Here is a 22,972-nt window from a genome sequence, read left to right as displayed (position 1 = left end):
AGGTACTAAGTTTCTAAGGTACTGAGGTTAAATTCTTAGTGTCTTAGAAACTTAGTACCTTAGAAGCTTAAAAAATTACTTATTAGGTTGTGGCGTTAGACGCAAATAAGGTTTTATAGGTGTATGTCCTTTTGGAAATTTAGCCGGAATATCACTATCCGGAACAGCTGGAGTAATAACTACATCTTCACCGTCTTTCCAGTTTGCAGGAGTTGCTACACTATAGTTTGCCGTTAATTGTAAACTATCAATCACACGAAGTAACTCATCAAAATTTCTTCCCGTAGAAGCTGGATAAGTCAATGTTAGCTTTATTTTTTTATCAGGACCAATCACAAAAACAGAACGAACTGTAAACTTCTCGCTTGCATTTGGATGCAGCATATCATATAAAGTTGCGATTTTTTTATCTTCGTCAGCAATGATTGGGAAATTAACGGTTGTATTTTGAGTTTCGTTAATGTCTTTAATCCACTCTTTGTGAGATTCTAAACCATCTACACTTAGCGCTATAACTTTTGTATTTCTTTTTTTAAATTCCGGAACATAGTTGGCAACCGTTCCTAATTCTGTTGTACAAACAGGTGTAAAATCTGCAGGATGCGAAAATAAAACTCCCCAGGAATCTCCCAACCATTCATGAAAATTGATTGGTCCTTCGGTCGTTTCCGCATGAAAATCCGGAGCAATATCTCCTAATCTTAATGTTGACATAATTATCGTTTTTTTAGTTCCTCTAAAATTAGTCAAAAAAGGGATAAAGAAAACACGATTTTTTTAAAAATTCGTTAAAATTCTATTTTGCCTGTAGAATTAGTTCTGTTTACTAAATAAATTGAAGAATCAGGTACCAAATAGCAAGCGTTAAAAACGAAATTGGGATTCCAAAACCAATCATCATACTGCTTAATCTGGGTTTTAATCCATAAGTCGAAGCCAGAATTGCACCAGTAATCATTGGAGCCATAGCAACTTCCATTAAAGTAACTTTTATAGCTTCTGAATGTTGATTGAAAATAAAAACATATAAAACAAAGATTAACAGCGGACTTAGAATTAACTTGAAGAAAAGTCCAAGTCGAAGAAATTTCCAGTGCTGACTTCTACGATCAAATTGAAGTTGCAATCCTACTGAAAGCAGTGCCAATGGTGTCACCAAACTTCCTAATTTTAATAAAAAAGTCTGAATATTAATATTCAATTGATAGCCTGAAATATTCATTAAACAAGCAAAAACAAATGTGAGGAATGGTGGAAAAAACAATACTTTTTTGATAATACTAATTGCATTCGGACTTCCTTTTGAATAAAAAGCCGCCACAAAAACTCCCAAAGAAGAAACCACAACAAAAGTTCCGGGTTGATCGACCAAAACAGCCGTTTCTAGACCTTTTTTTCCAAATAAAGCTTCAATTATAGGATAACCAAGAAAAGAACTATTGCTTAATCCGGCAGTTAAAATCAGACAGCCAATAAGTTTGTTCGACCACCCAAATTTTCTTCCCAGGAAATGAAAAAAAGCAAATGCCAAAATAAAACAAATCCAACCTGAAGCAATTGGAAACAACAATTCATTGCTCCACTTTATTTTCGGAATATGATATAAAGTAATTGCAGGCAGACAAATATAAATTACAATTTTATTTAAAACCTTGTAAATATTAGTAGGAAAGCGTTTTACTCTTTGTAAAAGCAAACCTAATATCAGGAAGAAAAATATTAAAATAAAATTGTTCATAGCGTTGAGTAGTCACAAAAATAGACATTTATACATTGATGTATAAAACAAAATGTAGTGCTTTAAAAAGATTTTTTGCTACTTTTAATGTGTAATGCTAATCAAGAATTGAAATGTGCCGTTAGGCACTAAATATTGGTAAAAAACGGGAATTAGAATAAATTTAGCGTGCCGTAGGTACGCAATAGATATCATTTTGTTGCGTACCTACGGCACGCCAACGAATTTCTAACCGATATGACTACCAATATTTAGTGCCTAACGGCACAATTTGGAAACTTTCAATTCCTAAAGGACTCATATATAATTTCACAAATCAATGCAGCAAATAAGAGACAATTTTGAGCGAATGGCAAAACTTTCGGATGAAGAATGGGACGCTTTTTCTTCAAAATTAATACGTGAGGAATTCCCAAAGAAAGCCGCTATACTTAAAAAAGACCATTTGGAAAACTATCTTTCATTTGTCGAGAAAGGATTAGTCCGATATTATATCGCTCGTGAAGAAAGTGATCTTACTTTTGCATTTGTATTTGATGGCGAATTTGCAAGCGGCTACGATTCCTTTATTACACGATTACCCGCGCATTATACCATTGAAGCTTTGGCTGATACTGTACTTTGGCGTATATCTTATAATGATCTTCAGGACATTTATGCTGAAACTAAAATTGGTAACACAATTGGTCGTCTTGCAAGCGAAAGCTTATTTCTAAAAAAGACTAAGAGAGAACTTTCTCTTCTTAATGATTCTGCTGAACAGCGCTATCGCAATTTATTTACAGAGCAACCACAATTAATCCAGAAGATTCCTCAAAAGTATCTTGCTTCTTATATTGGTATTACTCCACAAGCGTTGAGCCGAATAAGAAAACGCATTTATTAACCCAGGTTCATTGTTTAAGGTTCCTTTTGCGTGCAACTTTGCATAAAAAAAGATATGGAAACCTTATTTATTTTATTCGGAGTTTTTGCAATTGCTTTGCTAATTATAAGACTTATAACTAAAAGATTTGAAACAGCACTTGCCGGAAGAATTGCTATGGCAGCGATGCTTGTATTTACAGCCATTGGTCATTTTGCTTTTGCCAAAGGAATGGCGATGATGATCTCCTTTTTGCCCTCACCTGTTGTAATTGTCTACGTAACAGGAATTATCGAACTCATTGCCGCAGTTTGGCTTTTAATTCCTGCTACAAAAGTGCTTAGCGGCAAACTTCTTATCATATTTTTTATAATGCTTCTTCCTGCAAATATCTATGCTGCCTGTCACAATATAAATCTACAAGCGGCGGATTATAGCGGAAAAGGCACTTCTTACCTATGGTTCAGAATACCGTTACAGTTCCTTTTTATAGGCTGGGTATATTTTTCTGCAATTAGAAATCAATCAAAAATCAAATAGTTCATCCCGGGAAATACGCGTTATTCAAACGAATAATGCGTATAAATTCCTGTTTGTTTTTAAGCTGTGATTCTCATTCGTATCATTAATTTTTAGTTAAAACTTTTTTTATTCGAAAAAACCTCTCTACATTTGTAACATAATTTATTACAGTATGATTTCAGGTAAATTTGCCATAACGATTCACATTTTGACTTTGCTGACAAAATACCCAAATGATTTTTTGTCATCTGAGTATATTGCGGGAAGCATCAATTTGAATCCTGTTTTGGTTCGAAAAGAAATTGCCAACTTAAAAGCACATCATATTGTAGAAAGCAAAGAAGGTAAAAATGGCGGAACAAAACTGTCTGTCGATCCTTCGAAAATTACATTAAAAGAAATATTTGAAATGACCTTTGAAACCATTAACTTAGGATATGCAAAAAATCAGCCTAATCCTGATTGTCCTGTTGGAAAAAAGATCAATGAAAATCTAAGTTCTTTATATGCTGATATGAATCAAAAAGTTAGTCTACAATTAGAAGGTATTTCACTTGAAGATTTTTCTAATCAATTTTAAAGGCATTTTTTTGAACAAAACTGTAACATTTTTTATTACAAACTTAAATTATATACTATGAAAATCGCAATTATTGGAGCAACCGGATTTGTTGGCTCAGCAATTTTAAACGAATTAGCAAACAGAAATCATGACATTACTGCTATTGCAAGAACTCCAAACGATACTAAAAATGTAACATGGATAAAAGCTGATGTTTTTAATGTAGATGCTTTGGCAGAAACACTTAAAGGAAATGATGTGATCATTAACGCTTACAATCCAGGTTGGACAAATCCTAACTATACAGAGGATTTTGATAAAGGATCAAAAGCAATTCAGGAAGCTGCAAAAAAATCTGGCGTTAAGCGTTTTATCACTATCGGAGGTGGCGGAAGTTTATTCGTAGCACCAGGCGTACAAGCGGTTGACACTCCTGATTTCCCAAAAGAATATTATGCAGCCGCATCTGCTGCAAGAGATTATCTTAACGTAATCAAAGAAGAAAAAGATTTAGATTGGGCATTTTTTAGTCCAGCTTTAGAAATGCACCAAGGTATTACAACAGGAAGAACAGGAAAATACCGCTTAGGTTTAGAAAACCCAGTATTTAATGACGAACAAAGAAGTATTCTTTCTGTAGAAGATTTAGCTGTTGCAATTGCTGACGAAACTGAAAACGCAAAACATCATCAAGTTCGTTTTACTGCTGCTTATTAATTTATTTTTCTGCCACGAATTTCACGAATTTTCACTAATTATTCTTTTCAATTTTAAATGCATACGCATAACAAATTCGTGAAAATTCGTGTAATTCGTGGCAAACTTACTTTTTGAAACTGTTTTTGTTTTCTGTACTTTTACACTACCAAAAAGTATATTTTGTCCAGTTCAAAAAAACAATCAAGCAGCTTACAAGAAAAAGCCGGAATTTCGCCTCCTGAAATCACCAATGTTTCTGCGATCCATCAAATTAAAAAAAACAGAAGACAACAGCCTTCTTCTTCTGAATTAATCGATGGAATTTTGCTTGGAAACAGAACTGCATTAAGTCGCGCGATTACTTTGGTCGAAAGCACAAATCCAGAACATGCTGCAAAAGCAAATGAAGTTATAAATGGTTGTTTACCTTACGCTAATAAATCAATCCGAGTTGGGATTACGGGTGTTCCCGGAGTTGGGAAAAGTACTTTTATTGAAGCTTTTGGAAGTTATTTAACGCAATTGGGCAAAAAAGTAGCTGTTTTGGCGGTTGATCCAAGTAGTTCACTTTCGCACGGAAGTATTCTTGGTGATAAAACCCGAATGGAAGAATTGGTAAAAGATGAAAATGCTTTTATTAGACCAAGTGCTTCCGGAGATACTCTAGGCGGCGTAGCTCGCAAAACGCGTGAATCAATTATACTTTGCGAAGCCGCTGGTTTTGATACTATAATTATCGAAACTGTTGGCGTTGGACAAAGCGAAACTGCTGTTCATAGTATGGTTGACTTTTTCTTATTATTGAAAATTTCCGGTGCCGGCGATGAACTTCAGGGCATTAAACGCGGTATTATGGAAATGGCCGATGCGATCGTAATCAATAAAGCTGACGGCGATAATATCAAAAAAGCAAATCAGGCAAAACTTGAATTCAATAGGGCTTTGCATTTATTTCCTCCAAAAAAATCAAATTGGCAGCCAAAAGTTACGACTTGCAGCGCCATTACAAAAGATGGAATTTCTGAAATCTGGGAAACGATTTCTCAATATGTTGAAATGACTAATGAATCTGGTTTCTTCAGCGAAAAGCGAAAAGACCAAAATCAATTCTGGATGATGGAAACCATAAACGAACAATTGAAACTGAATTTCTACAATCAGCCTGAGATTATTTCACAATTAGAACAAAACAAAAAAGCAGTGCAAAACGATGAAATATCACCTTTTGCAGCTGCTCAAAATTTGCTGTCGATATATTTTAATAAAGGTATAAAGTAACAAAGGTTCAAAGCTACAAAGGTTTTTTACATCCTGTTTCTCTGAACCTTTGCAACTATCTTCCTCTGAACCTATTTTTTCCTCAACTTGTATTTGTTTTCTCTATATAAATTTCCTGCTGTAATTACATGTGCCAAAGCATCTTTTGCTAATTCTTCATTTAATTTAACCGGAATCAAAGTTGTATCATTTTTGATTTCGAATTGCAGAGGTTTCAAATTTGGCTGCATGATTACAACTTGATTTTCTACTCTGAATGCGTTGATATCATTAAACTGCATGATTGATCTTCCTTGCGTTTTTGGATCTAGTTTATTTAGATTTCTTCCAACCATTGGTGTTTCAAACGAAAGTCCTAAATAACTCAACAATGTTGGCGGAATATCAATTTGACTTGCCAATTTACTATACGAAACTCCTTTTGGAACTCCTGGTCCCATAATTAAAGCCGGGATATGGAACTTATTAATTGGCACTAAATTTTTTCCATATGTTCTTGTGTTATGATCCGCGATTACGATGAAAATAGTATTCTTGAAATAAGGTTCTTTTTTCGCCATTTCGAAGAATTTCCCAATAGAGAAATCAGCATATTTCATGGCATTATTTACCGTTGCTGGTTTTGTATCATAAGGTTTGATTCTTCCCGCAGGATATTCAAAAGGCTCATGATTTGAAGTCGAAAACATTAATGAAAAGAAAGGTTTATCGCCTTTTGCTTTAAAATAATTGTTTGCTTTAGTAACTAAATCTTCATCTGAATAACCCCAGGTTCCTTTGAAAGCATATTTATTTCCATCAGATTCAAAATCTTCCTGATCTACTATATCCTCAAAACCATTTCCGTTGAAAAACGAAGCCATATTATCAAAATTCGCCATTCCACCGTAAATAAAACTGGTGTCGTATCCTTTTTGTTTTAAGGCTTCTGCCAAAGTAAAAAATCCTTGTTGTGAGTTTCCTAACTTTACTACACTTTCTGATGGTGAAGGCAAAAATCCGGTTACAACCGCTTCAATTCCTCGGACACTTCTTGTTCCTGTACAATATAAATTGGTAAACAATAAACCTTCTTTCGATAATTTATCAAATTCCGGCGTTAATGGTTTTCCGCCTAAAATACCAACGTATTCAGCTCCTAAACTTTCTTGTAAAAAGATAACCAAGTTATAAGGTTTCTTTAAAACGGTATCCGGTTGTTGAACGTGCAAAAACGGAATCTCAGCATCTGTAAAATCAGTTGGTCCGGCAATCATGTATTTTTTTACACGAGCAATTGCTTCGGCTTCATCCATTTTACCATACATCTTGGTGTTTCCTTCATTTTTAATCGAATAAGCTGCAAAAGCTACTGTATAAAATGAATTTAATCCCAAAGTATTTGTCAGTTGATCTGTTGAGAAAACAGCATTACTCGCATTTATCGGGCGTTTTGACGTAAGACTTGAACGTGCTCCAAAAAACAATAAGAAAGCTAATAATGGAAAAATCATTAGTTTAAACTTAAAGTCCGTACTGGTTGTGTAGAAATATTTTTTCCCTTTTTTGAAAGCAAAATACAGAACAACTCCCAAAATTAAGAATGTTACAATGATAGAAGTCAGATAACTTTTTAAAAGCATTCCAACAACTTCTTTTGGATAAATCAGATAATCTAAGAATATCTTATTTGGACGCGTATCGTATTGTTTTACAAAATCAGGTGTTGCCAATTCTACAAAAAGAACCAGAAACAGGAATAAAAAGCTATAAATCACCAGAAGTTTATTGGTGAATTTTAATGCTTTATTCGGTAAGAAAGTAATTAAAACTGCCGGCAGAAATGATAAATAACACAATAAAATTAAATCCATTCGGAGACCGATTGGAAAAATATACCAGAAATTTGGTGTTTCTACTACTCTGTCTTTAAAAATAAAAAACAAAAATATTCGGCTTAAAGTAGTAATTAGCAATCCAATTGCTATAAAATTGAAAATGGGTTTTAAATAACTTAATTTTTTCATTAGAAAGATTTAAAAATATTTTTTGACTGAGAAATATTGTAAAACGTATTATAAGGCTTATAATGTGTGTGTCTACTCTTCGTAACGCGTTATTTCACGGTCATAAAATTCATTAGCAAGAACAATTAAACCTTCCATTTCAGCATTTAATTCGGCTTCGTCAAGATCTTCTGCTTCTTCCATAAACTCAACCTCATCATCTTTTAAGTTGATTATAAATCTAGGATAATCAAGGTGAATGATGAAAATATCATCTGGAAAGTCAGTATTATCTCCGAGTAAAAATTTAGGTAATTCCATATTATTTATTTTATGTTTTGTTTTTTTGTCACTGATTAAAAAGATTTTATAATCTGTATCAATCTTGGCAATTTGGCTTAATTATTTATTTTTCCTATCACAGATTTAGCATATCATTTTAAGAAATCATTTAATCTGTTGTATTTTGTTTTTTTATAAGGTTCAAATTTAACTATTTGAAACTGAATTTTTGATTAATTTTTTGGTCAGGAAATGAAGATGAAATGCTGCACGAATTTTAGAATCGTTTTTTTCGGCATCACGTTCTGCAACAATTGGGGTAATTGCGGTTGAGAATCCAATTCCTAACAACATTGCAATAAAAACCATGCTTTTTCCTAATGAAACTGCCGCAAGTTCAGTACTTCCTAATTTCCCTACCATTATATTATCGACAGTACCTATTAAAGTATGTCCAAACATACCTAATATAATGGGATATGCTACTCTTAAATTGTATGAAAATTCTTTAACGCACTGCTTTAAATTCAATTCTATTCTTTTTAGTCGGCAAAGATAGTCAGAAGCTTTGAATTCTTTGACACTATTAAAAACATAAGCAAATATTAAGTCATTTTTAATGAACCTCGAGATTATATAACAATTTCAAAAAATTATATAACAACGCCCGAAGACCTTGCTACTATTTTTACAACATTATAAATTCAAAAAAAATTGTCATGAGAAATCTAAAAATGTTCTGCCTAGCGACTTTCGCTTTATTATACGCCAATACCACGTTTGCTCAAGACACTACAACGTTGACCAAATCTGAAGGAGAAATCAAAAAATACGATCAGGGCTTCAGATTGGGATTTGGACTTAACGGAGGTTTACCAACTGACAATGCATACGATTGGTCTTTGGGTGGAGATGTTCGTTTACAGTATGATTTATCAAAAAGAACTTCGTTGACCTTAACAACTGGTTTTACCAATTTGTTTATGGGAAAAGATGAAAACGGAGTTGATGTAAAAGATCTTGGTTTTATTCCGGCAAAAGCTGGTTTTAAAGCTTTTATCTGGGAAGATCAATTCTATGTTTTAGGTGAAGTTGGTGCTGGTTTTGCCGTTACAAACGGTTACGATCAAACCACTTTTTTATGGGCGCCAGGAATTGGATACGCCAACAAGTACATTGATATTAGTGTCCGTTATGAGGACTATAACAAATTCAAAACCAACCAAGTGGCTTTACGTCTAGCCTATGGTTTTGATTTATAAAAGTAAAGGTTTAATTTATTATTTTTGTTTTTGGTAACAAACCCGACAGATCGCATAGTCTGTCGGGTTTTGTGTTTTTATGCATTTGGTCAAAAGATAAAGACCAGTCGTCAAATGATTTTTTCTGATTAATGAAGAACGTTGTACTTCGCAGAAAAATTAATCAAAATCATGAACAAGACAGTTTTTTATCTATCGCAATTATTTATTTTTTTATTGGTTACAATTTCTGCAAGAGCACAACAAAATATCTCAGGAGAATTTAAAGTAGATTATGTTCCGTTTTCTAATTATGTACGACCAATTGACAGTGCTAAAACAGACGCCAAAAGTAATTTTAAAAGAGCTCAGCTTTCTGTAGAAATCCCGCTTTCCATGAAAATGGACAAATACAATCATCCCCAACTTTGGTCGATCGTGCTTCAGGGAGCTTATGCCAAAATGGAAAACAAAAATTATGATCTACGAGATCTTCCTGTAGAAATTCCAAACGGTTTTCCCGATGAACTTTTAAACGCACAAATTGGAGTCAAACATTTGAGATCAATTTCTCCGTCGTGGTCCATTTTAGTTATGGCTTCTGTAGGTGTTTATACAGATATGGTCGAAATCAATAAAGATGATATTCTGATACAAGGTGGCGTTCTTTTTATCAAACAATTCAATCCTAATTTGGCTTTTGGTTTTGGACCGGTTTTAACCAATAGTTTTGGTGTTCCAATGGTACTTCCGGGAATTTACTTTAATTGGGAATCTAAAGGCGCGCTACATTTTAAAGTTGCTTTTCCCGAAGGTTTAGAATTAGGTTACAGAATGTCTGAAACATTTGACTTAAAAACAGTTGTTGAACTTAGCGGAATGACTGCTGAAATAAATCCGACAAACAAATCGATGTTACTTGGATATCAACAAATTATTGCGGGTTTAAGACCTCAGCTTAAATTTGGTAAACATTGGACATTTGAACCTACAGCAGGAAGTACTTTGGCTCGATCGTTCTCTACCAATGACCGAAAAATAAAAAATATGTTCAAAGAAAAAGATATGGCAAACCCAAGATTTACGACAACCTTTTATGCAGCTTTAGCTTTAAAATGGCAATTCTAGATTTATCTGCTCAATAGATTTTTATAAACTACCTCTTTCAATAATGCTTCACGGCGTGTTCTTGAAATAGGTAGTTCTTGTCCTTTCACAAACAATCGTCCGCCAGAAACGGAATCAATGTGTGTAATATTGACTAGAAATGATTTGTGAATTCTAAAGAAAATTTCCTTTGGAAGTGTTTCTTCTAATGAAATCATAGTTTGATGAATCACGAGAATTCTATCTGTAAAATGAAGTTTGGCATAATTTTGCATTCCTTCGATGTATAAAATATCTACCCACGAAATCTTTTGAAATCCTTCTTCCTGACGAACATAAAGAAACGGATCTAATTGATTTTGCTTTGGAGAAATCATTTGATGCCATTGTTTTGCTTTTAAAGAAGCCTGATAAAAACGCTGAAACGTAATTGGTTTCAGCAAATAATCAACAACTTGCAGGCGATATCCATCCAAAGCATGTTCTGAATAAGCGGTAGTAAAAATAACTAACGGCGGATTATCCAAAGATTCTAAAAATTCTAATCCGGATAAATATGGCATATTTATATCCAGAAACAGTAAATCAATTTGTTTATCCTGAATGTACGAAGTCGCTTCCAAAGCAGAAGCACAAGTGCCAACAACTTCAAGAAAATCAATTTTTGAAACAAAATCTACGATTCCGTTTCTTGCAATTGGTTCGTCGTCAATAACGAGACATTTCATATTCATATTTTTTTGTTTCAGGTTTATTTTGTTTGTTTTGTTTCAGGTTTTCTTTGTTTCAGGTTTCGTATTATGGCATAAAAAAGGTCTCTCGCAGATTTTGCTGATTAAGTAGATTTTTTTCTCTATTCTATATTCTTTCCTCTATATTCTATATTCTTTACTCTTGCTTCTTTCATCTTGCTACTTTATTCTTACTACTTTATTCTTGCCTCTTCTACAAAACCCTTCTAATCAGTGGCGAAAATTTTACCGCAAAGTTGGCAAAGGTTTTTCGCAAAGTTCGGAAAGTTTTGACTTTTGAAAGAATGCAAAGTTCACAAAGCTTTATCTACATAACTAAATGGATTAATTAGTGAAAATTTGTGAAATTCGTGGTAAAAAAAATCCTTTTAATCTTTATAATCTGTGGAAAAAGCTTTTTTTTATTTTAAGTCTAAGATCACTTTTACGGTAAAATCTGAATCTGTATTTTTTATCTCTAAATGATGTTTTTCGGGATATTGAATCGATAATCTTTTTTTGACGTTTTCGAGCCCTAAACCTTGATTTTTAGAAGGAACTTTGTATTGTTCTGTATAAGAGTTTTCTATTTTAAAAATCAGTTGTTTATTTATTTGTTCGCATGATAAATGCACGTATCCTTTATGGTTTGGAAGTCTTGATACATGTTTAAAAGCATTTTCTATTAATGGAACCAAAAGTAAAGGTACAATCTGAAGATGACCGTCTTCGATATTCCATTTGCTTTTTACCTCTAATTCATTTCCCCAACGGGTTTCTTCTACGGCAATTAAATCTTTCAGGTATTTAATTTCAAGATGCAACGCAACGTATTCTTTATTACATTCATATAATTGATACCTTAAAATATCCGAAAACTGAACTAGTAATACCGAAGCTAATTCGACGTTGCTTTGCATCAAAATGTGAATATGATTCAAGATATTAAACATCAAATGCGGATTGATTTGATCTTGCAAGATTTTTATCTGAGCTTCTAAGTGAACTTGTTTTAATTCGGCGTGATTTCTTTCGATCACATTATGTTCCTGATAAAATCGAAGTCCGCAAGCGGTTCCACAAATCAAAAGTGCAGCTGGAATGCTTCCGCAAAAACGAGCCCACAAAAACTCAATAGTAGCCATATTTGCTTCTTCCGGATATAGTCGGTTACGTGTGTGCGAATCGGAAAAAACAGCATAAATCACAGCCAGACAAAAGGACAAAAGCAGCACTACAACAAAAGCCTGTACTGCAAATAGTGTCATTTTGTTTTTGCGTAATGCCTTAGGAAGCATTACATCACTAAGAAAATGTGCCAAAACAATAGCGCTTAATAATATTAAAAACGACTGACGTATAGCCGACATTATTCCATAATCAGCTATCAATTGCGCCCAAATCGTAATACCAAGTATGAACCAGAAAAAGATTAAAAATATCCAATGCCGGTTTTTATATTTTATAGTCATCAAAAAAAAGTAAGTAAATTATGAGAATTTTTTAGTTCAAAAATAACCCTATATTTTCTAAACGAACAGCAAAGAACCAAAAAGATTCTTTGCTGCTGCTTAAGGTTAACCGATAAATTGTGAAGTTATAGGAAAAAATATCCAACACTTACATTAAAGGAATCTGTTTTAGAATTAAAGTCTTTACTTAGATTATTCAGTCCGCCTTGATAAACGAAATCTAAGGTAAATTTCCACATTTCGACTCCTGCTCCAACCTGATAACCAATATTAGATTTGTTGAATTTTGTATAAGAGTTTTTAAGTTGATTTAATGACGAAATATTTTCATCCAGAACATAAGAATAAACTCCTCCTCCAAAAACTCTCACATTCAAAGTCGAAAGATCAATTACTTTGTAACCTATTAACAAAGGCATTTCGAGACTTCTCCATTTTGCATTTCCAGAAGTTGTCAATGAAGTTTTCTCAATTTTCGAAGACTTCTCACTATACAAGAGTTCATTTTGAATATAGAATCTTTTAAAATCGAATCTTCCCATTGCTCCCACAAAATAACCCGCTGCATATTTTGAGCTAAAGCCATCTGTAACCGGCAATTCAGAATAATTAGAACCTCCTTTTATCCCCACATGAATTGGAAGCGGAGATTGTGCTGTAACTTTTGAGGAAATCAAACTCACTAAGAAAATAGTGATTAGTAATACTAATTTGTAAATGTTCATGATAATAGTTTTTATTAATTTGATGCAAAGGAGCACAAACCTAAAACGCTATTAAAATTAGTTTGATGAACTGCATTTGGCTTTTGACCAATGGAATTATTTAAAGTTTTTTTGCCACGAATTGCACGGATTAATATATGGAATCTGTGAAATTCGTGGCGAAAAAATTTTACCGCAAAGTTCGCAAAGATTTACGCAAAGTTCACGAAGTTGTTAGCTTGCAAAAAGAATACAAAGCTCGCAAAGCAATATCTCGAGATTAAAAATTCGCACTAATTTGTGCAATTCGTGGCAAAAAAATTTTACCGCAAAGTTTGCAAAGGTTTTTCGCAAAGCTCGCGAAGTTGTTAGCTTGGAAAAAGAATACAAAGCTCGCAAAGCAATATCTTGAAATTTAAAATTCGCGCTAATTTGTGCAATTTGTGGCAAAAAATTTAACCGCAAAGTCCACGAAGTTGTTAGCTTACAAAAAGAATACAAAGCTCGCAAAGCTATACGTAAACCCTTTATAAACAACAAGAATCAACATTTATAACAAGAGAATTCCAAAACCACCTTAAATCTTGCTTCTTGCTTCTAACATCTTTATTCTATTCTCTTTCCTCCACAAACGTCCTATCCGTCAACGTTCTCATAAAAGCAATCAACTGCTTTTTTTCTTGATCTGACAGGTTCAATTTATCTTCGGGTAAAGTTTGGTTTGGGAGATCGAAACCTTTACCTAAACCTCCGCCTTCATTATAAAAATCTATCACTTCTTCCATCGTTTTATAAACACCATTATGCATATAAGGCGCTGTAAGTTCAATATTTCTAATCGTCGGAGTTTTGAATGAGTATTTATGAATCGCTGCTCCCGTAATCACAAATTTTCCTAAATCGCCATCTAGCTTTTTATTTTTATTGGGAACGCCTAAAATCTCACTTTCAGATCTGTCAAAATTTGGCGGAACAGTTCCGTTTGTTAATGGGATAAAATGGCAAGTTGCACATTTGGCTTTTCCGGCAAACAGATTAAATCCTGCTTTTTCATCGGCTGTAAAGGTTGCTTTGTTTTGCATATATCCGTCGAACTTTGAATCGTAATGACTTAACGAACGAATGTAAGATGCTAAAGCATTTTTGATTGCAAATTCATTGATTTCTCCTTTCGGAAAAGCTTTCTCGAATTCCTTTACATAACCAGCTTTCTTTTGAATCGCCAAAGCAGATTTCTCCAGAGAACCATGCATTTCATTTTCGTTTTTTATTACGGCAACAGCCTGATCTTCGAGATAACTTACTCGCGAATCTGCAAAAAACACACGTTGAAAAGCGATATTATTTAATGTTGGCGTATTACGCTGAATCATTGATTTTCCGTCTAATGAAACCGCTGTTTCCAAACCATCCGTAAACGCTTTATCGGCGTGATGACACGAAGCGCAAGAACGCGTATTGTTTCCGGATAAAATAGGATCATTGAACAACTTTTTCCCTAAAGCAATTTTTTCGGACGTTGTTTTATAATCGGGGAAACCCGAAAAAGCTTCGGGATCAAAAGCGTCTTTGTCAAATAAAGTTTGTGCTGTTACTTTCAAACCCCTTTGTTCTTTCATTAATGAAATTCCCAATTCAGATTGTGTTTTATACAATCCACGACTTAACGGATTCGCGATTTCTTTGATAAAATAAGCGCGATCAAAAGCATTGAAATTTTTGTTGTTTTTTAAATACTTCTTGCCTTTTTCTAAAACTGCAAGAACTTGTTTTGCATCGGAAACTGACTTATCTTCGAGATAAACCTTATAATATTTTTCGATTGTTTCTAAAGAAACGAATGCTTCCGGAAGTGAATTTAAAACAACAGGAGAATCAAAACCGGTAATTCCTAAAGTAATAATTCTGTAAACTTCTAATCGCATCGCATCAAAAACGTGCGCATCTGTCAATTCATTAGAACTTGAAACTTTTACTAACCGAGTTAAATTTGCTGATAAAACGCCCAATTCCTGAAGTAACTCTTTTTTGCTCGCTCTGTTATATTTCGGAAAAACCAATTCCTCAATAACCTGAAAACCTTCGGCCTGAACGGTCACTTTATCATTTTCTTCGAACTCCGGGATTGCTGGTCCGTTGATCGATTTAGAAACTGCGGGCGAATAATACTCACTTATCATTTCGACCTTTTTATAATTCTGATGTGCTTCCAGAAATTGTCTCTGAATCTGTGCTTCGGTAGAATCTTCTTGTACCGAATATTTAAGTTTGGCGACTTTTTCGATCAATAAAGTAATATCTGACTGAAACAATTCATTTACTTCCTGATGTTTGTTTTTTTTCTGACAAGCAACAAATGTTACTAAGAATAACAAACAATATATTTTTTTCATGATGTAATACCGATTAAAAGAGGAATATTTAGAAAAACAGAAACCACTACCTCAAACTGAAGTAGTGGATTGCTGTTTTGTAACGTTTTAAAAATTTATCTCGCTAAACCTTTAATAACTACGATTTGACTTGCTTGTTGTTCGTTAGGACGATTTGTTCCTCCATCAGGGCTTTTGTATTTCTCACCAGTCCAAGTATGTGGCTGAACGCTCAACATAAAAGTATCAGCGATACCAACTTGCTCAGAAACATCAATTAAAGCACCATATTCCCAATCTCCAAATTTTGAAGTTCCACCTACATTGTATTTTGCAGCATCTGTTGCAGTACGACGGTGGTCTAATTCTACTACAACTTTAAGATCTTTTGTAGCAATATTGTATTGATAGATATAAGCATCGTGAGTTTCGTCACCATATCCATTTGCATCTTCCTGAACATAAACATAGTTTTTAGTCACACAAATGTTATCTGGATTTTGAAATTTACCAGCAATTCCAGAACGATTATCTCCGTCAAGAACAACTTCTAAAGTTCCTTTTAATGGATCAGCCGCATCAAGATTTAATCTGTAAACTCTACCATATTTAGTTCTTGAAGCATCAGCATTTGTTCCGGTTGTATTTTGTCCAGTTACATTAAAATACAATTCACGATCTGCGTTGTCACCACCTTTACGGTAATCTAAATCTTCTACACGACCAAATTTAACCGCTTTCAAAGTATTTACAGAAGCATTGATTTGAGCACCAGTTAAAGTTTTGTGGTTTTCGATTTTTACAAAAGATACAGGATAAGTTTTGCTTGTTTCCATATCTTTTTCTCTTTGATTGTCATCGTTTCTTTTTAGCATATACAAAGTACCATTAGTCAAATCACCAACAGTATTAGATACATACATAAAAACCTGACCTCCGTAAGTTCCAGAATCATCATCACCAATTACAACAACAGTTTTTCCTTTGTAAGCAGAAGAACGTAATGGTAAAGCATTCTCTGCACTTAAACGACCAAATCCTGCTAATTCTTTAGATACAGATGCACCACCAGCGCTTGCGTAAGGATCTAAAGCATGTGTACGAGACTCTTCTCCAGATTCTCCACAAGTTAAATAAAGTGGTCCAAAACCGTGCTCAGCTTGTGTAGCCATTGTTGCGCCACAAAGTCTCCAGGTTCCTCCACTAGAATTTAATAAATATTCTCCTTTTGTAGGTTTGAATGTTTTGTCTAATGTAATTCTTGAAACCGCAAAATTGTCTTCGTTGTTTACTAAAAAAGTAAAAGTTCCATCAGTATTTTTTAACAAACCTGAACCATCAGCAGAACCTCCAAAAACAAATTTTGGACTATCTGCAAAAACATCATCTGAACTAAAAAGAGAATAAATTTTTAAGTCTTCAAAACCTGATTTTGCCTTCAACAAACTTGGCGTTACAGATTGGTCCTTTAATACAACACTTGTTGTTTCATCCTGATCTTTAGAGTCGTTATTACATGATGTAATCAACGATCCAAGAATAATAAGGGGTAAAATAATTCTTTTCATCTCGCTTTAATGTTTAATTTTTATTTTTTTACAAAGTAACCCCTTACACTTTAACTAAAAATCACTTCGATATTATCAAAAAAACAAGACAATGGTCAAAAAGCATATTTTGACCCCAAAAAAATTAACATTAATTTAGTACTACAAAACATTCATAAAACACCATTAACATAAGCCAAAAAAAAGAGCCTTACTTTATGGCTCTTTTTTCAATTGTTGTTTATACATTTCGATATTGGCTTTAATCTTATCGTCCAATTCCGGTTCCTTAATATCCGTATGTTTCTGCATTTCTTCCCAGATAATTTTGGCTACAATATATCGTGCCATTTCTTTATCATCGGCAGGAACAATATACCAAGGCGCATAATCAGTCGACGTTTTGTTTATTGCTTCCTCATAATATTCCTGATATTCTTTCCAGTGTTCACGTTCTTTCAAATCTCCCGGCGAAAACTTCCAATTGTGTTTTCCTTCTTCCAAACGGCGTAACAAACGTTCTCTTTGCTCCTCTTTACTCAAATGCAAAAAGAATTTTAAGACAATAGTTCCGTTTTGCGAAATATGCTTTTCGAAATTATTGATTTGCTTAATTCTGTTTTCCCAAAATTTTGGTGTGATATCATCAACCGAATTAATTCCCGGCAAATTCTCCCCCAAAATATATTCCGGATGCACACGCGTAACCAAAACATTCTCATAATGCGTACGGTTAAAAATGGCAAACTTCCCTTTTTCCGGCAACGCAATATAATGTCTCCATAAATAATCGTGTTCCAGTTCAGACGAATTTGGCGTTTTAAAACTATGCACCACAACTCCACGCGGATTAAATTCCTTAAAAACTTCCCTGATCAAACTATCCTTTCCCGAAGTGTCCATTCCTTGCAGGCAAATCAAAACACTATACTTATTATGTGCATACATCACATCTTGCAAATCACTCAATTTAGCCTGCACTTTATCTAGTTTGGCTTCTTTTTCGTCACTATCAGCATCGATATCCAGCAAAGTCGGAATCTTCGATAACTTTATTTTATCTGTAACTTTAAAATCTTTCGGATCAATAGATTTCATAATTTATCAATTTTTATAATAGTAAATATAGTAATTTTACGAAGCATATTCCTGCTATTCATTACAATACTTTTTCAATAAATTGTATTTTTCTAAGCCATAACAAGAGCTTCCGCTGGTCGCTTTGTTTCGTCAAGAAAAAATCACAATTTCTTCTCAAAGTATTTTCATTACTATCAGGGCTAGGCAATGATTTTCAAAAGAACATTATCAAACACTAAAATTCTTAATGACCAAAAAGCTTTTAATTTTACTTTTCTTGTTTGTAAAAATCACTGGAAATGCCCAAACCAATCAAAAACATAGTCTTAATGAATTCGTTTCAGATTTCATTAAAACTCAAAAGACAGACACTCTATTTGCTTATGAAAGTTTTCATGCCGGAGATCTTAAAATTATAGATTATTCATCCGATGACGGTAAAGAAGTTTGCTTTGATGATTTAACAAATCACCCTATTTATATCTTTTGGAAAGAAAAAGGAAAAACCTATTTTTCAAAAATTAATTATTGTTACGAATATTCAAACATCTTAATAGAAAATGATACTTTTTGGGAAATTTATTCTTCTAATAAAAGTATAATTGAAAATGAGAAAGTTAAACCATTCCAATATATAGCTATTGAAAAGTCAAAGAAAACAAAATATACGATTGGCGTAGGCAATTCATATTTTCAAATCTTACAGATAATTACAAACGGAAAAAAAACACAAAAACTATTTGATAAATTTGATTTACAAAAACAGGACGAAAAACTCATAAATATTAATTACCAAAATAATATCAACTTAAAAAGTAAATTAATCGTTGACATTCTTGAAAAAATAACTTCCGAAGCAGAAAAAAATAATACATTTAAAAAGATAAAATCAAGATAACAAAGAGTACAAAATAAAACATTCATGGAAAAATTCACTTTAGAAATATTATTTCAAATCATCGGAATCGGTTCAGCATCAGGATTATTCTTCAATAACGATTCACTATATATCATAGGCGATAATAGCGGATATTTATACGAATACAACATGCAAAATCAGCAATTAAACCAACACGCTTTAATTGACAATCCAACGCAAAATATTCCAAAAAACTTAAAACCGGATTTTGAATCGTTAACACATCACAACGATACCTTATATGTATTTGGTTCCGGTTCGACAGAAAACCGAAACAAGATGATTGAGTTTGATCTTAAAAACAAATCTGTATTACAGAAAAACAATTTGGTCGATTTATACGGTTTAATGCAAAGTTTTGGCGAAATAAAACCGGAAGACTTTAATCTCGAAGGCGCAATTTTCGACGGCGAAAACTGGTATTTATTCAATCGCGGCAACGGAATTTCAAACAAAAACACGATTTTCACGATTCACGCTAAAAGTCTCGGCGAAGAATTTGCATTGGTTGCAACCAATTATAAACTTCCAAAAATAAAAGGTATTCGTTCCAGTTTTACTGATGCTATTTTAGTCGAAGATAAAATCTATTTCCTTTCCACAACCGAAGACACAAAATCAACCTACGACGACGGCGAAATCCTTGGCAGTTTCATTGGTCGAATTGATCTTAAAACCATGAAAATAGATTTCACTCAAAAAATAACTTCAACCAATAAATTCGAAGGTTTGACTTTCTACAAAAAATCAAATGATAAAATTGAGTTTTTACTTTGTGAAGATAATGATACTGAATTGTTAGAAACTAAGATTTTTAAATTGACTTTGCCTCTTAAATAGTATAATAAAAGAAATCAAAAAAGGATGGGAATACTATTGTTGGATTTTTTAGAGTCAAAAAAATTAATTGACATAAATAAAATTACCCAGTTAATCATTAATAAATACGATGTTGTCAATCCAAAAGAAATTCTACTTGATACAGATAACAAAAATAAAATTATTGGTATTTTAAAAGAATTTAGTTTTAAGGAAAATGACAACAAGAAATTTACAACAATGTCAATGCCTATTTATAATTTGATTTTAAAAAGTACAGATTTAGAAGATTTCTCAATTGGAATAATCCCTGAAATTAGCACTTTCAGAATAAAGAACGAAGAATCAGATATAGAGTTTAAGCAGGATTTTTTTACGATTTTAGAAAAACACATTTAAATTAGATGAAATTTTATTTTAATGATGAAGACATATCAAGCGGAACGATTATAGATCTTAAGTGCTTCAATTGCAATTTAGAAACTTTATGCTTTAAAATAATCGGAAGTTCCTGGGCAATGAATTTCCTTGGAATAATTGGTGTTTTTGAAGTAGCAAAAAAAGAGTTATTTATTACCAAACTGACGTTACATGAATTTCAGAATTACAGTAATTTAAATGAAGATGAAATCAGCAATCGATTAAAACTTATTATAAATAGAGAAAATTTGATTTTTTTGAAAAACCATAGTGATGAAAATAATAAAATTTTCAAAAAATGCCCTGAATGCAAAATGAAATTAGAAGAAATTAAAGAACAAAATCTAGCTGATTTTACTTTAAATGGAGGGAAAATTTATACAATTAAGAGTTACGAGAAGCAATAGATTTTTAAATTGAGTTTTCTTATTAAGTAAGACCTTCTTGCTTTTTGTCATTCCGAGGCACGAGGAAACTCCGCAAGAAACTCCACAATCAAAATCGCGAATCTTTATCGAGCTACTTACGGAGTTTCCTCGTGCCTCGGAATGACAAAGATTATCTATCAACCGTTAGGATGGATTAAAATCCATCCCTACAATATAATTCGTTCCTTTGGAACTTTTATAGAATTCCGTATTGATAATTTTTTCATCCCTAACAACGTTTTGAATATTTGTGACTTAGAATCTTAATTAAATAATACTCGTTTCCATGAGAAAAATAATTCTTTCATTACTAATAGTTTCCATTCTTTTGATTGGTGGTTATTTGTTTTATGATTTTAAAGTAAACAGAGTAAAAATAGACTACTCTAAAACTATAGATGCAAAAGATCTAAACCCAAAATCCTTTATCACACTTTTTAAAGAGAGATATAATAAAACCCAAATAAATATTGTAACAATGGATGGAGATTTTCCTGAAAATTGGGTAAAACCAAATGATGTTCAATACTTAATGTCAATTATAAGATCCAAAGAAAAATGTTGTGGATATAAACATACTTACTCCTCCTTTCTTTCATTTGAAGATGCTGAAATTGGAGGTTTTGCAATAATTTTTTTAAACTCTTATATCTCAAATACAAAAATCAATTTAGGTTTGAATTGTAATCCCAAAACAGACGAAGAATCTATTAGAAAGATTGAGAAATGGTATCAAACTACAGCAAATAAAAATTAATCGCATTTTATGAAACAATTTTACAAAAGCATTTTAATACTCCTATTCTTTATAAGCTTTCAAACTTATTCTCAAACACAGGATGCTATAATTTATTTTAAAGACGGAGATTCAATCGAAGGTCTTGCTTCTTTAAAAAACAACAAAATAAAATTCAAAATTTCTGCTGATGATAAAGCTGATTCTTGGGATTATGAAAATGTGAGTAAAATCAAATTTATTGGATTTGATATTGTACAAACTTATGAATACGTTAAACTAAACTCTTTTGATGATCCGGAATTACTTGAACTAATTGTTGAAGGTGAAGTTAATCTTTATAAAATGGAAAAAACACAGATTTTCACAGATCCCAATATCACAAAGAAAACTGCAATATCAACTCATGGCACAAATAACATAAATAGTTATGCTTATCGAACAGAACAATATCGAGAATTATTCTATGTAAAAAGAAAAAAAGATCAATATCCAACTTATATAAATTCCGGAGTTTTTTCGAATTGGAAAAAAACGACAACAAGTTTTTTTGCTGACTGCGATTCTTTAGTCAAAAGAATAAAAGATAATAAATTGGGTTATAATCAAATTAATGAAATTGTAGAATTCTATAATGACATTTGTTTAGGAGAATAAATTCTTTTAATTAATTATAAAGAAGATATATTCATTCCTATATATGTAGAGGCGCACAGCAGTGCGTCTCCCGCAAAGAATATACACCATAAAATATAATGAACCAAAGACGCACTGCTGTGCGTCTCTACAGAATACGCGCCTCTACAAAATACACGCGTACAAAAAACCTTTGTATCTTTGTATCTCTGAGCCTTAAAAAAACTTTTTTTCACTGCCTTCCCAACCTTTTTATCTTTTCATCTCTCTATATAAGAAAGACAACAATTGTGATAAACGAAACGCTAATTTCTAACTGCAAAAAAATGAACCGCGATGCTCAGCGTCAGGTTTATGAGCATATGGCTCCAAAATTGTATCGCGTTTGCAAACGATACCTTAAAAAGGAAGAAGAAATCGAAGAGGCTATGGCTGACGCTTTCTACACCATATTCACAAAACTGGAACAACTCAAAGAAGTTCTGGCTTTTGAGGCTTGGGCGCGAAAAATAACCGTCAACCATTGTTTGGCAACTATCAAGAAGAATACAAATTTCAACATGTATCTTGATGATGTCAAATTGCTTGCGCAACCTTTTACAGAAGAAGTTAACGCTTTAGAAGAAGAAGATTTACTGAATTTACTAAACCATATTCCGGACGGCTGTAAAACTGTTTTCAACCTTTTTGTCATAGAAGGTTTTGGACATAAAGAAATAGCTGCAATGCTAAATATTTCCGAAGGCACATCGAAATCACAATTGAATGCCGCAAAAACCAAGCTAAAGGATTTAGTAAACAAATTGTATTATCAAAAAGCAAAGTAGTC

24 protein-coding genes and 1 pseudogene are annotated in these 22,972 nt (G+C 32.8%); 14 read left to right on the top strand and 11 right to left on the bottom strand.

Annotation, left to right across the window (positions count from 1 at the left end):
• Nucleotides 1-75 precede the first annotated feature (75 nt).
• A complete protein-coding gene (locus C8C83_RS14760) occupies nucleotides 76-714 on the bottom strand; it encodes a peroxiredoxin (RefSeq protein WP_121329205.1) in 639 nt (212 codons plus the stop codon).
• Nucleotides 715-826: 112 nt separating this feature from the next.
• A complete protein-coding gene (locus C8C83_RS14755; protein WP_121329204.1) occupies nucleotides 827-1,738 on the bottom strand; it encodes an AEC family transporter in 912 nt (303 codons plus the stop codon).
• A gap of 319 nt (nucleotides 1,739-2,057) precedes the next feature.
• On the opposite strand from C8C83_RS14755, the gene C8C83_RS14750 reads away from it, so the two are divergent.
• The 5 genes from C8C83_RS14750 (at nucleotide 2,058) to meaB (ending at nucleotide 5,664) form a co-directional block, all read left to right on the top strand.
• Complete coding sequence (locus C8C83_RS14750; protein ID WP_121329203.1) at nucleotides 2,058-2,624, top strand: Crp/Fnr family transcriptional regulator; 567 nt, start codon at nucleotides 2,058-2,060, stop codon at nucleotides 2,622-2,624.
• A 54-nt stretch (nucleotides 2,625-2,678) separates the two neighbouring features.
• Nucleotides 2,679-3,143 carry a hypothetical protein gene (locus C8C83_RS14745; protein ID WP_121329202.1) on the top strand — a complete coding sequence of 155 codons (465 nt, stop codon included), beginning with the start codon at nucleotides 2,679-2,681 and terminating at the stop codon, nucleotides 3,141-3,143.
• A 154-nt stretch (nucleotides 3,144-3,297) separates the two neighbouring features.
• Nucleotides 3,298-3,705 carry an Rrf2 family transcriptional regulator gene (locus tag C8C83_RS14740; RefSeq protein WP_121329201.1) on the top strand — a complete coding sequence of 136 codons (408 nt, stop codon included), beginning with the start codon at nucleotides 3,298-3,300 and terminating at the stop codon, nucleotides 3,703-3,705.
• 57 nt (nucleotides 3,706-3,762) lie between these two features.
• On the top strand, nucleotides 3,763-4,404 hold the full coding sequence (locus tag C8C83_RS14735) for an NAD(P)H-binding protein (RefSeq protein WP_121329200.1): 642 nt from the start codon (nucleotides 3,763-3,765) through the stop codon (nucleotides 4,402-4,404).
• A gap of 162 nt (nucleotides 4,405-4,566) precedes the next feature.
• On the top strand, nucleotides 4,567-5,664 hold the full coding sequence (gene meaB / locus C8C83_RS14730) for a methylmalonyl Co-A mutase-associated GTPase MeaB (RefSeq protein ID WP_165877240.1): 1,098 nt from the start codon (nucleotides 4,567-4,569) through the stop codon (nucleotides 5,662-5,664).
• 71 nt (nucleotides 5,665-5,735) lie between these two features.
• On the opposite strand, the gene C8C83_RS14725 is transcribed toward meaB, so the two are convergent.
• The 3 genes and pseudogenes from C8C83_RS14725 to C8C83_RS14715 form a co-directional block, all read right to left on the bottom strand.
• A complete protein-coding gene (locus C8C83_RS14725) occupies nucleotides 5,736-7,670 on the bottom strand; it encodes an LTA synthase family protein (RefSeq protein WP_121329198.1) in 1,935 nt (644 codons plus the stop codon).
• 72 nt (nucleotides 7,671-7,742) lie between these two features.
• The gene (locus C8C83_RS14720) at nucleotides 7,743-7,970 is read right to left on the bottom strand and encodes a hypothetical protein (RefSeq protein ID WP_056247475.1); all 228 of its coding nucleotides are present in this window, start codon (nucleotides 7,968-7,970) and stop codon (nucleotides 7,743-7,745) included.
• Between the two features lie 219 nt (nucleotides 7,971-8,189).
• Nucleotides 8,190-8,462: pseudogene (locus tag C8C83_RS14715) on the bottom strand (MATE family efflux transporter); the annotation flags it as partial.
• A 188-nt stretch (nucleotides 8,463-8,650) separates the two neighbouring features.
• Here C8C83_RS14715 and C8C83_RS14710 point away from each other — a divergent pair.
• Both C8C83_RS14710 and C8C83_RS14705 read left to right on the top strand, forming a co-directional pair.
• Entirely contained in the window at nucleotides 8,651-9,193 is a 543-nt protein-coding gene (locus C8C83_RS14710) for a hypothetical protein (RefSeq protein WP_121329197.1), read from the top strand.
• Between the two features lie 171 nt (nucleotides 9,194-9,364).
• Nucleotides 9,365-10,300: a DUF6268 family outer membrane beta-barrel protein gene (locus C8C83_RS14705; protein WP_121329196.1), complete on the top strand. Its 936-nt coding sequence runs from the start codon at nucleotides 9,365-9,367 to the stop codon at nucleotides 10,298-10,300.
• Nucleotides 10,301-10,302: 2 nt separating this feature from the next.
• On the opposite strand, the gene C8C83_RS14700 is transcribed toward C8C83_RS14705, so the two are convergent.
• From C8C83_RS14700 to C8C83_RS14675, 6 genes are all read right to left on the bottom strand, one after another.
• Complete coding sequence (locus tag C8C83_RS14700) at nucleotides 10,303-11,013, bottom strand: LytTR family DNA-binding domain-containing protein (protein WP_199174556.1); 711 nt, start codon at nucleotides 11,011-11,013, stop codon at nucleotides 10,303-10,305.
• A gap of 419 nt (nucleotides 11,014-11,432) precedes the next feature.
• The gene (locus C8C83_RS14695) at nucleotides 11,433-12,482 is read right to left on the bottom strand and encodes a histidine kinase (protein WP_121329195.1); all 1,050 of its coding nucleotides are present in this window, start codon (nucleotides 12,480-12,482) and stop codon (nucleotides 11,433-11,435) included.
• Nucleotides 12,483-12,607: 125 nt separating this feature from the next.
• Nucleotides 12,608-13,207, bottom strand: a complete 600-nt coding sequence (locus C8C83_RS14690) for a porin family protein (RefSeq protein ID WP_233566082.1) — start codon at nucleotides 13,205-13,207, stop codon at nucleotides 12,608-12,610.
• Between the two features lie 590 nt (nucleotides 13,208-13,797).
• Complete coding sequence (locus C8C83_RS14685) at nucleotides 13,798-15,579, bottom strand: cytochrome c peroxidase (protein WP_132011796.1); 1,782 nt, start codon at nucleotides 15,577-15,579, stop codon at nucleotides 13,798-13,800.
• A 95-nt stretch (nucleotides 15,580-15,674) separates the two neighbouring features.
• Nucleotides 15,675-17,126, bottom strand: a complete 1,452-nt coding sequence (locus C8C83_RS14680; protein ID WP_121329194.1) for a hypothetical protein — start codon at nucleotides 17,124-17,126, stop codon at nucleotides 15,675-15,677.
• A 195-nt stretch (nucleotides 17,127-17,321) separates the two neighbouring features.
• On the bottom strand, nucleotides 17,322-18,203 hold the full coding sequence (locus C8C83_RS14675; protein WP_121329193.1) for a PPK2 family polyphosphate kinase: 882 nt from the start codon (nucleotides 18,201-18,203) through the stop codon (nucleotides 17,322-17,324).
• A 229-nt stretch (nucleotides 18,204-18,432) separates the two neighbouring features.
• On the opposite strand from C8C83_RS14675, the gene C8C83_RS14670 reads away from it, so the two are divergent.
• The 7 genes from C8C83_RS14670 to C8C83_RS14640 all read left to right on the top strand — a co-directional run bounded on the left by C8C83_RS14670 (nucleotide 18,433) and on the right by C8C83_RS14640 (nucleotide 22,970).
• Nucleotides 18,433-19,083, top strand: coding sequence for a hypothetical protein (locus C8C83_RS14670; protein ID WP_132011795.1), 651 nt, complete (start codon nucleotides 18,433-18,435; stop codon nucleotides 19,081-19,083).
• 24 nt (nucleotides 19,084-19,107) lie between these two features.
• The gene (locus C8C83_RS14665) at nucleotides 19,108-19,944 is read left to right on the top strand and encodes a hypothetical protein (RefSeq protein WP_121329191.1); all 837 of its coding nucleotides are present in this window, start codon (nucleotides 19,108-19,110) and stop codon (nucleotides 19,942-19,944) included.
• A 24-nt stretch (nucleotides 19,945-19,968) separates the two neighbouring features.
• Nucleotides 19,969-20,322 carry a hypothetical protein gene (locus C8C83_RS14660; protein WP_121329190.1) on the top strand — a complete coding sequence of 118 codons (354 nt, stop codon included), beginning with the start codon at nucleotides 19,969-19,971 and terminating at the stop codon, nucleotides 20,320-20,322.
• 5 nt (nucleotides 20,323-20,327) lie between these two features.
• Nucleotides 20,328-20,750, top strand: a complete 423-nt coding sequence (locus C8C83_RS14655; RefSeq protein WP_121329189.1) for a hypothetical protein — start codon at nucleotides 20,328-20,330, stop codon at nucleotides 20,748-20,750.
• A 307-nt stretch (nucleotides 20,751-21,057) separates the two neighbouring features.
• A complete protein-coding gene (locus C8C83_RS14650) occupies nucleotides 21,058-21,528 on the top strand; it encodes a hypothetical protein (protein ID WP_121329188.1) in 471 nt (156 codons plus the stop codon).
• A gap of 9 nt (nucleotides 21,529-21,537) precedes the next feature.
• A complete protein-coding gene (locus C8C83_RS14645; RefSeq protein WP_121329187.1) occupies nucleotides 21,538-22,164 on the top strand; it encodes a hypothetical protein in 627 nt (208 codons plus the stop codon).
• A 305-nt stretch (nucleotides 22,165-22,469) separates the two neighbouring features.
• On the top strand, nucleotides 22,470-22,970 hold the full coding sequence (locus C8C83_RS14640) for a sigma-70 family RNA polymerase sigma factor (protein ID WP_121329186.1): 501 nt from the start codon (nucleotides 22,470-22,472) through the stop codon (nucleotides 22,968-22,970).
• The last annotated feature ends 2 nt before the right edge of the window (nucleotides 22,971-22,972 follow it).

Source organism: Flavobacterium sp. 90 (assembly GCF_004339525.1).
Lineage (GTDB): Bacteria > Bacteroidota > Bacteroidia > Flavobacteriales > Flavobacteriaceae > Flavobacterium.
This window is presented reverse-complemented; position numbering and strand designations above follow the sequence as displayed.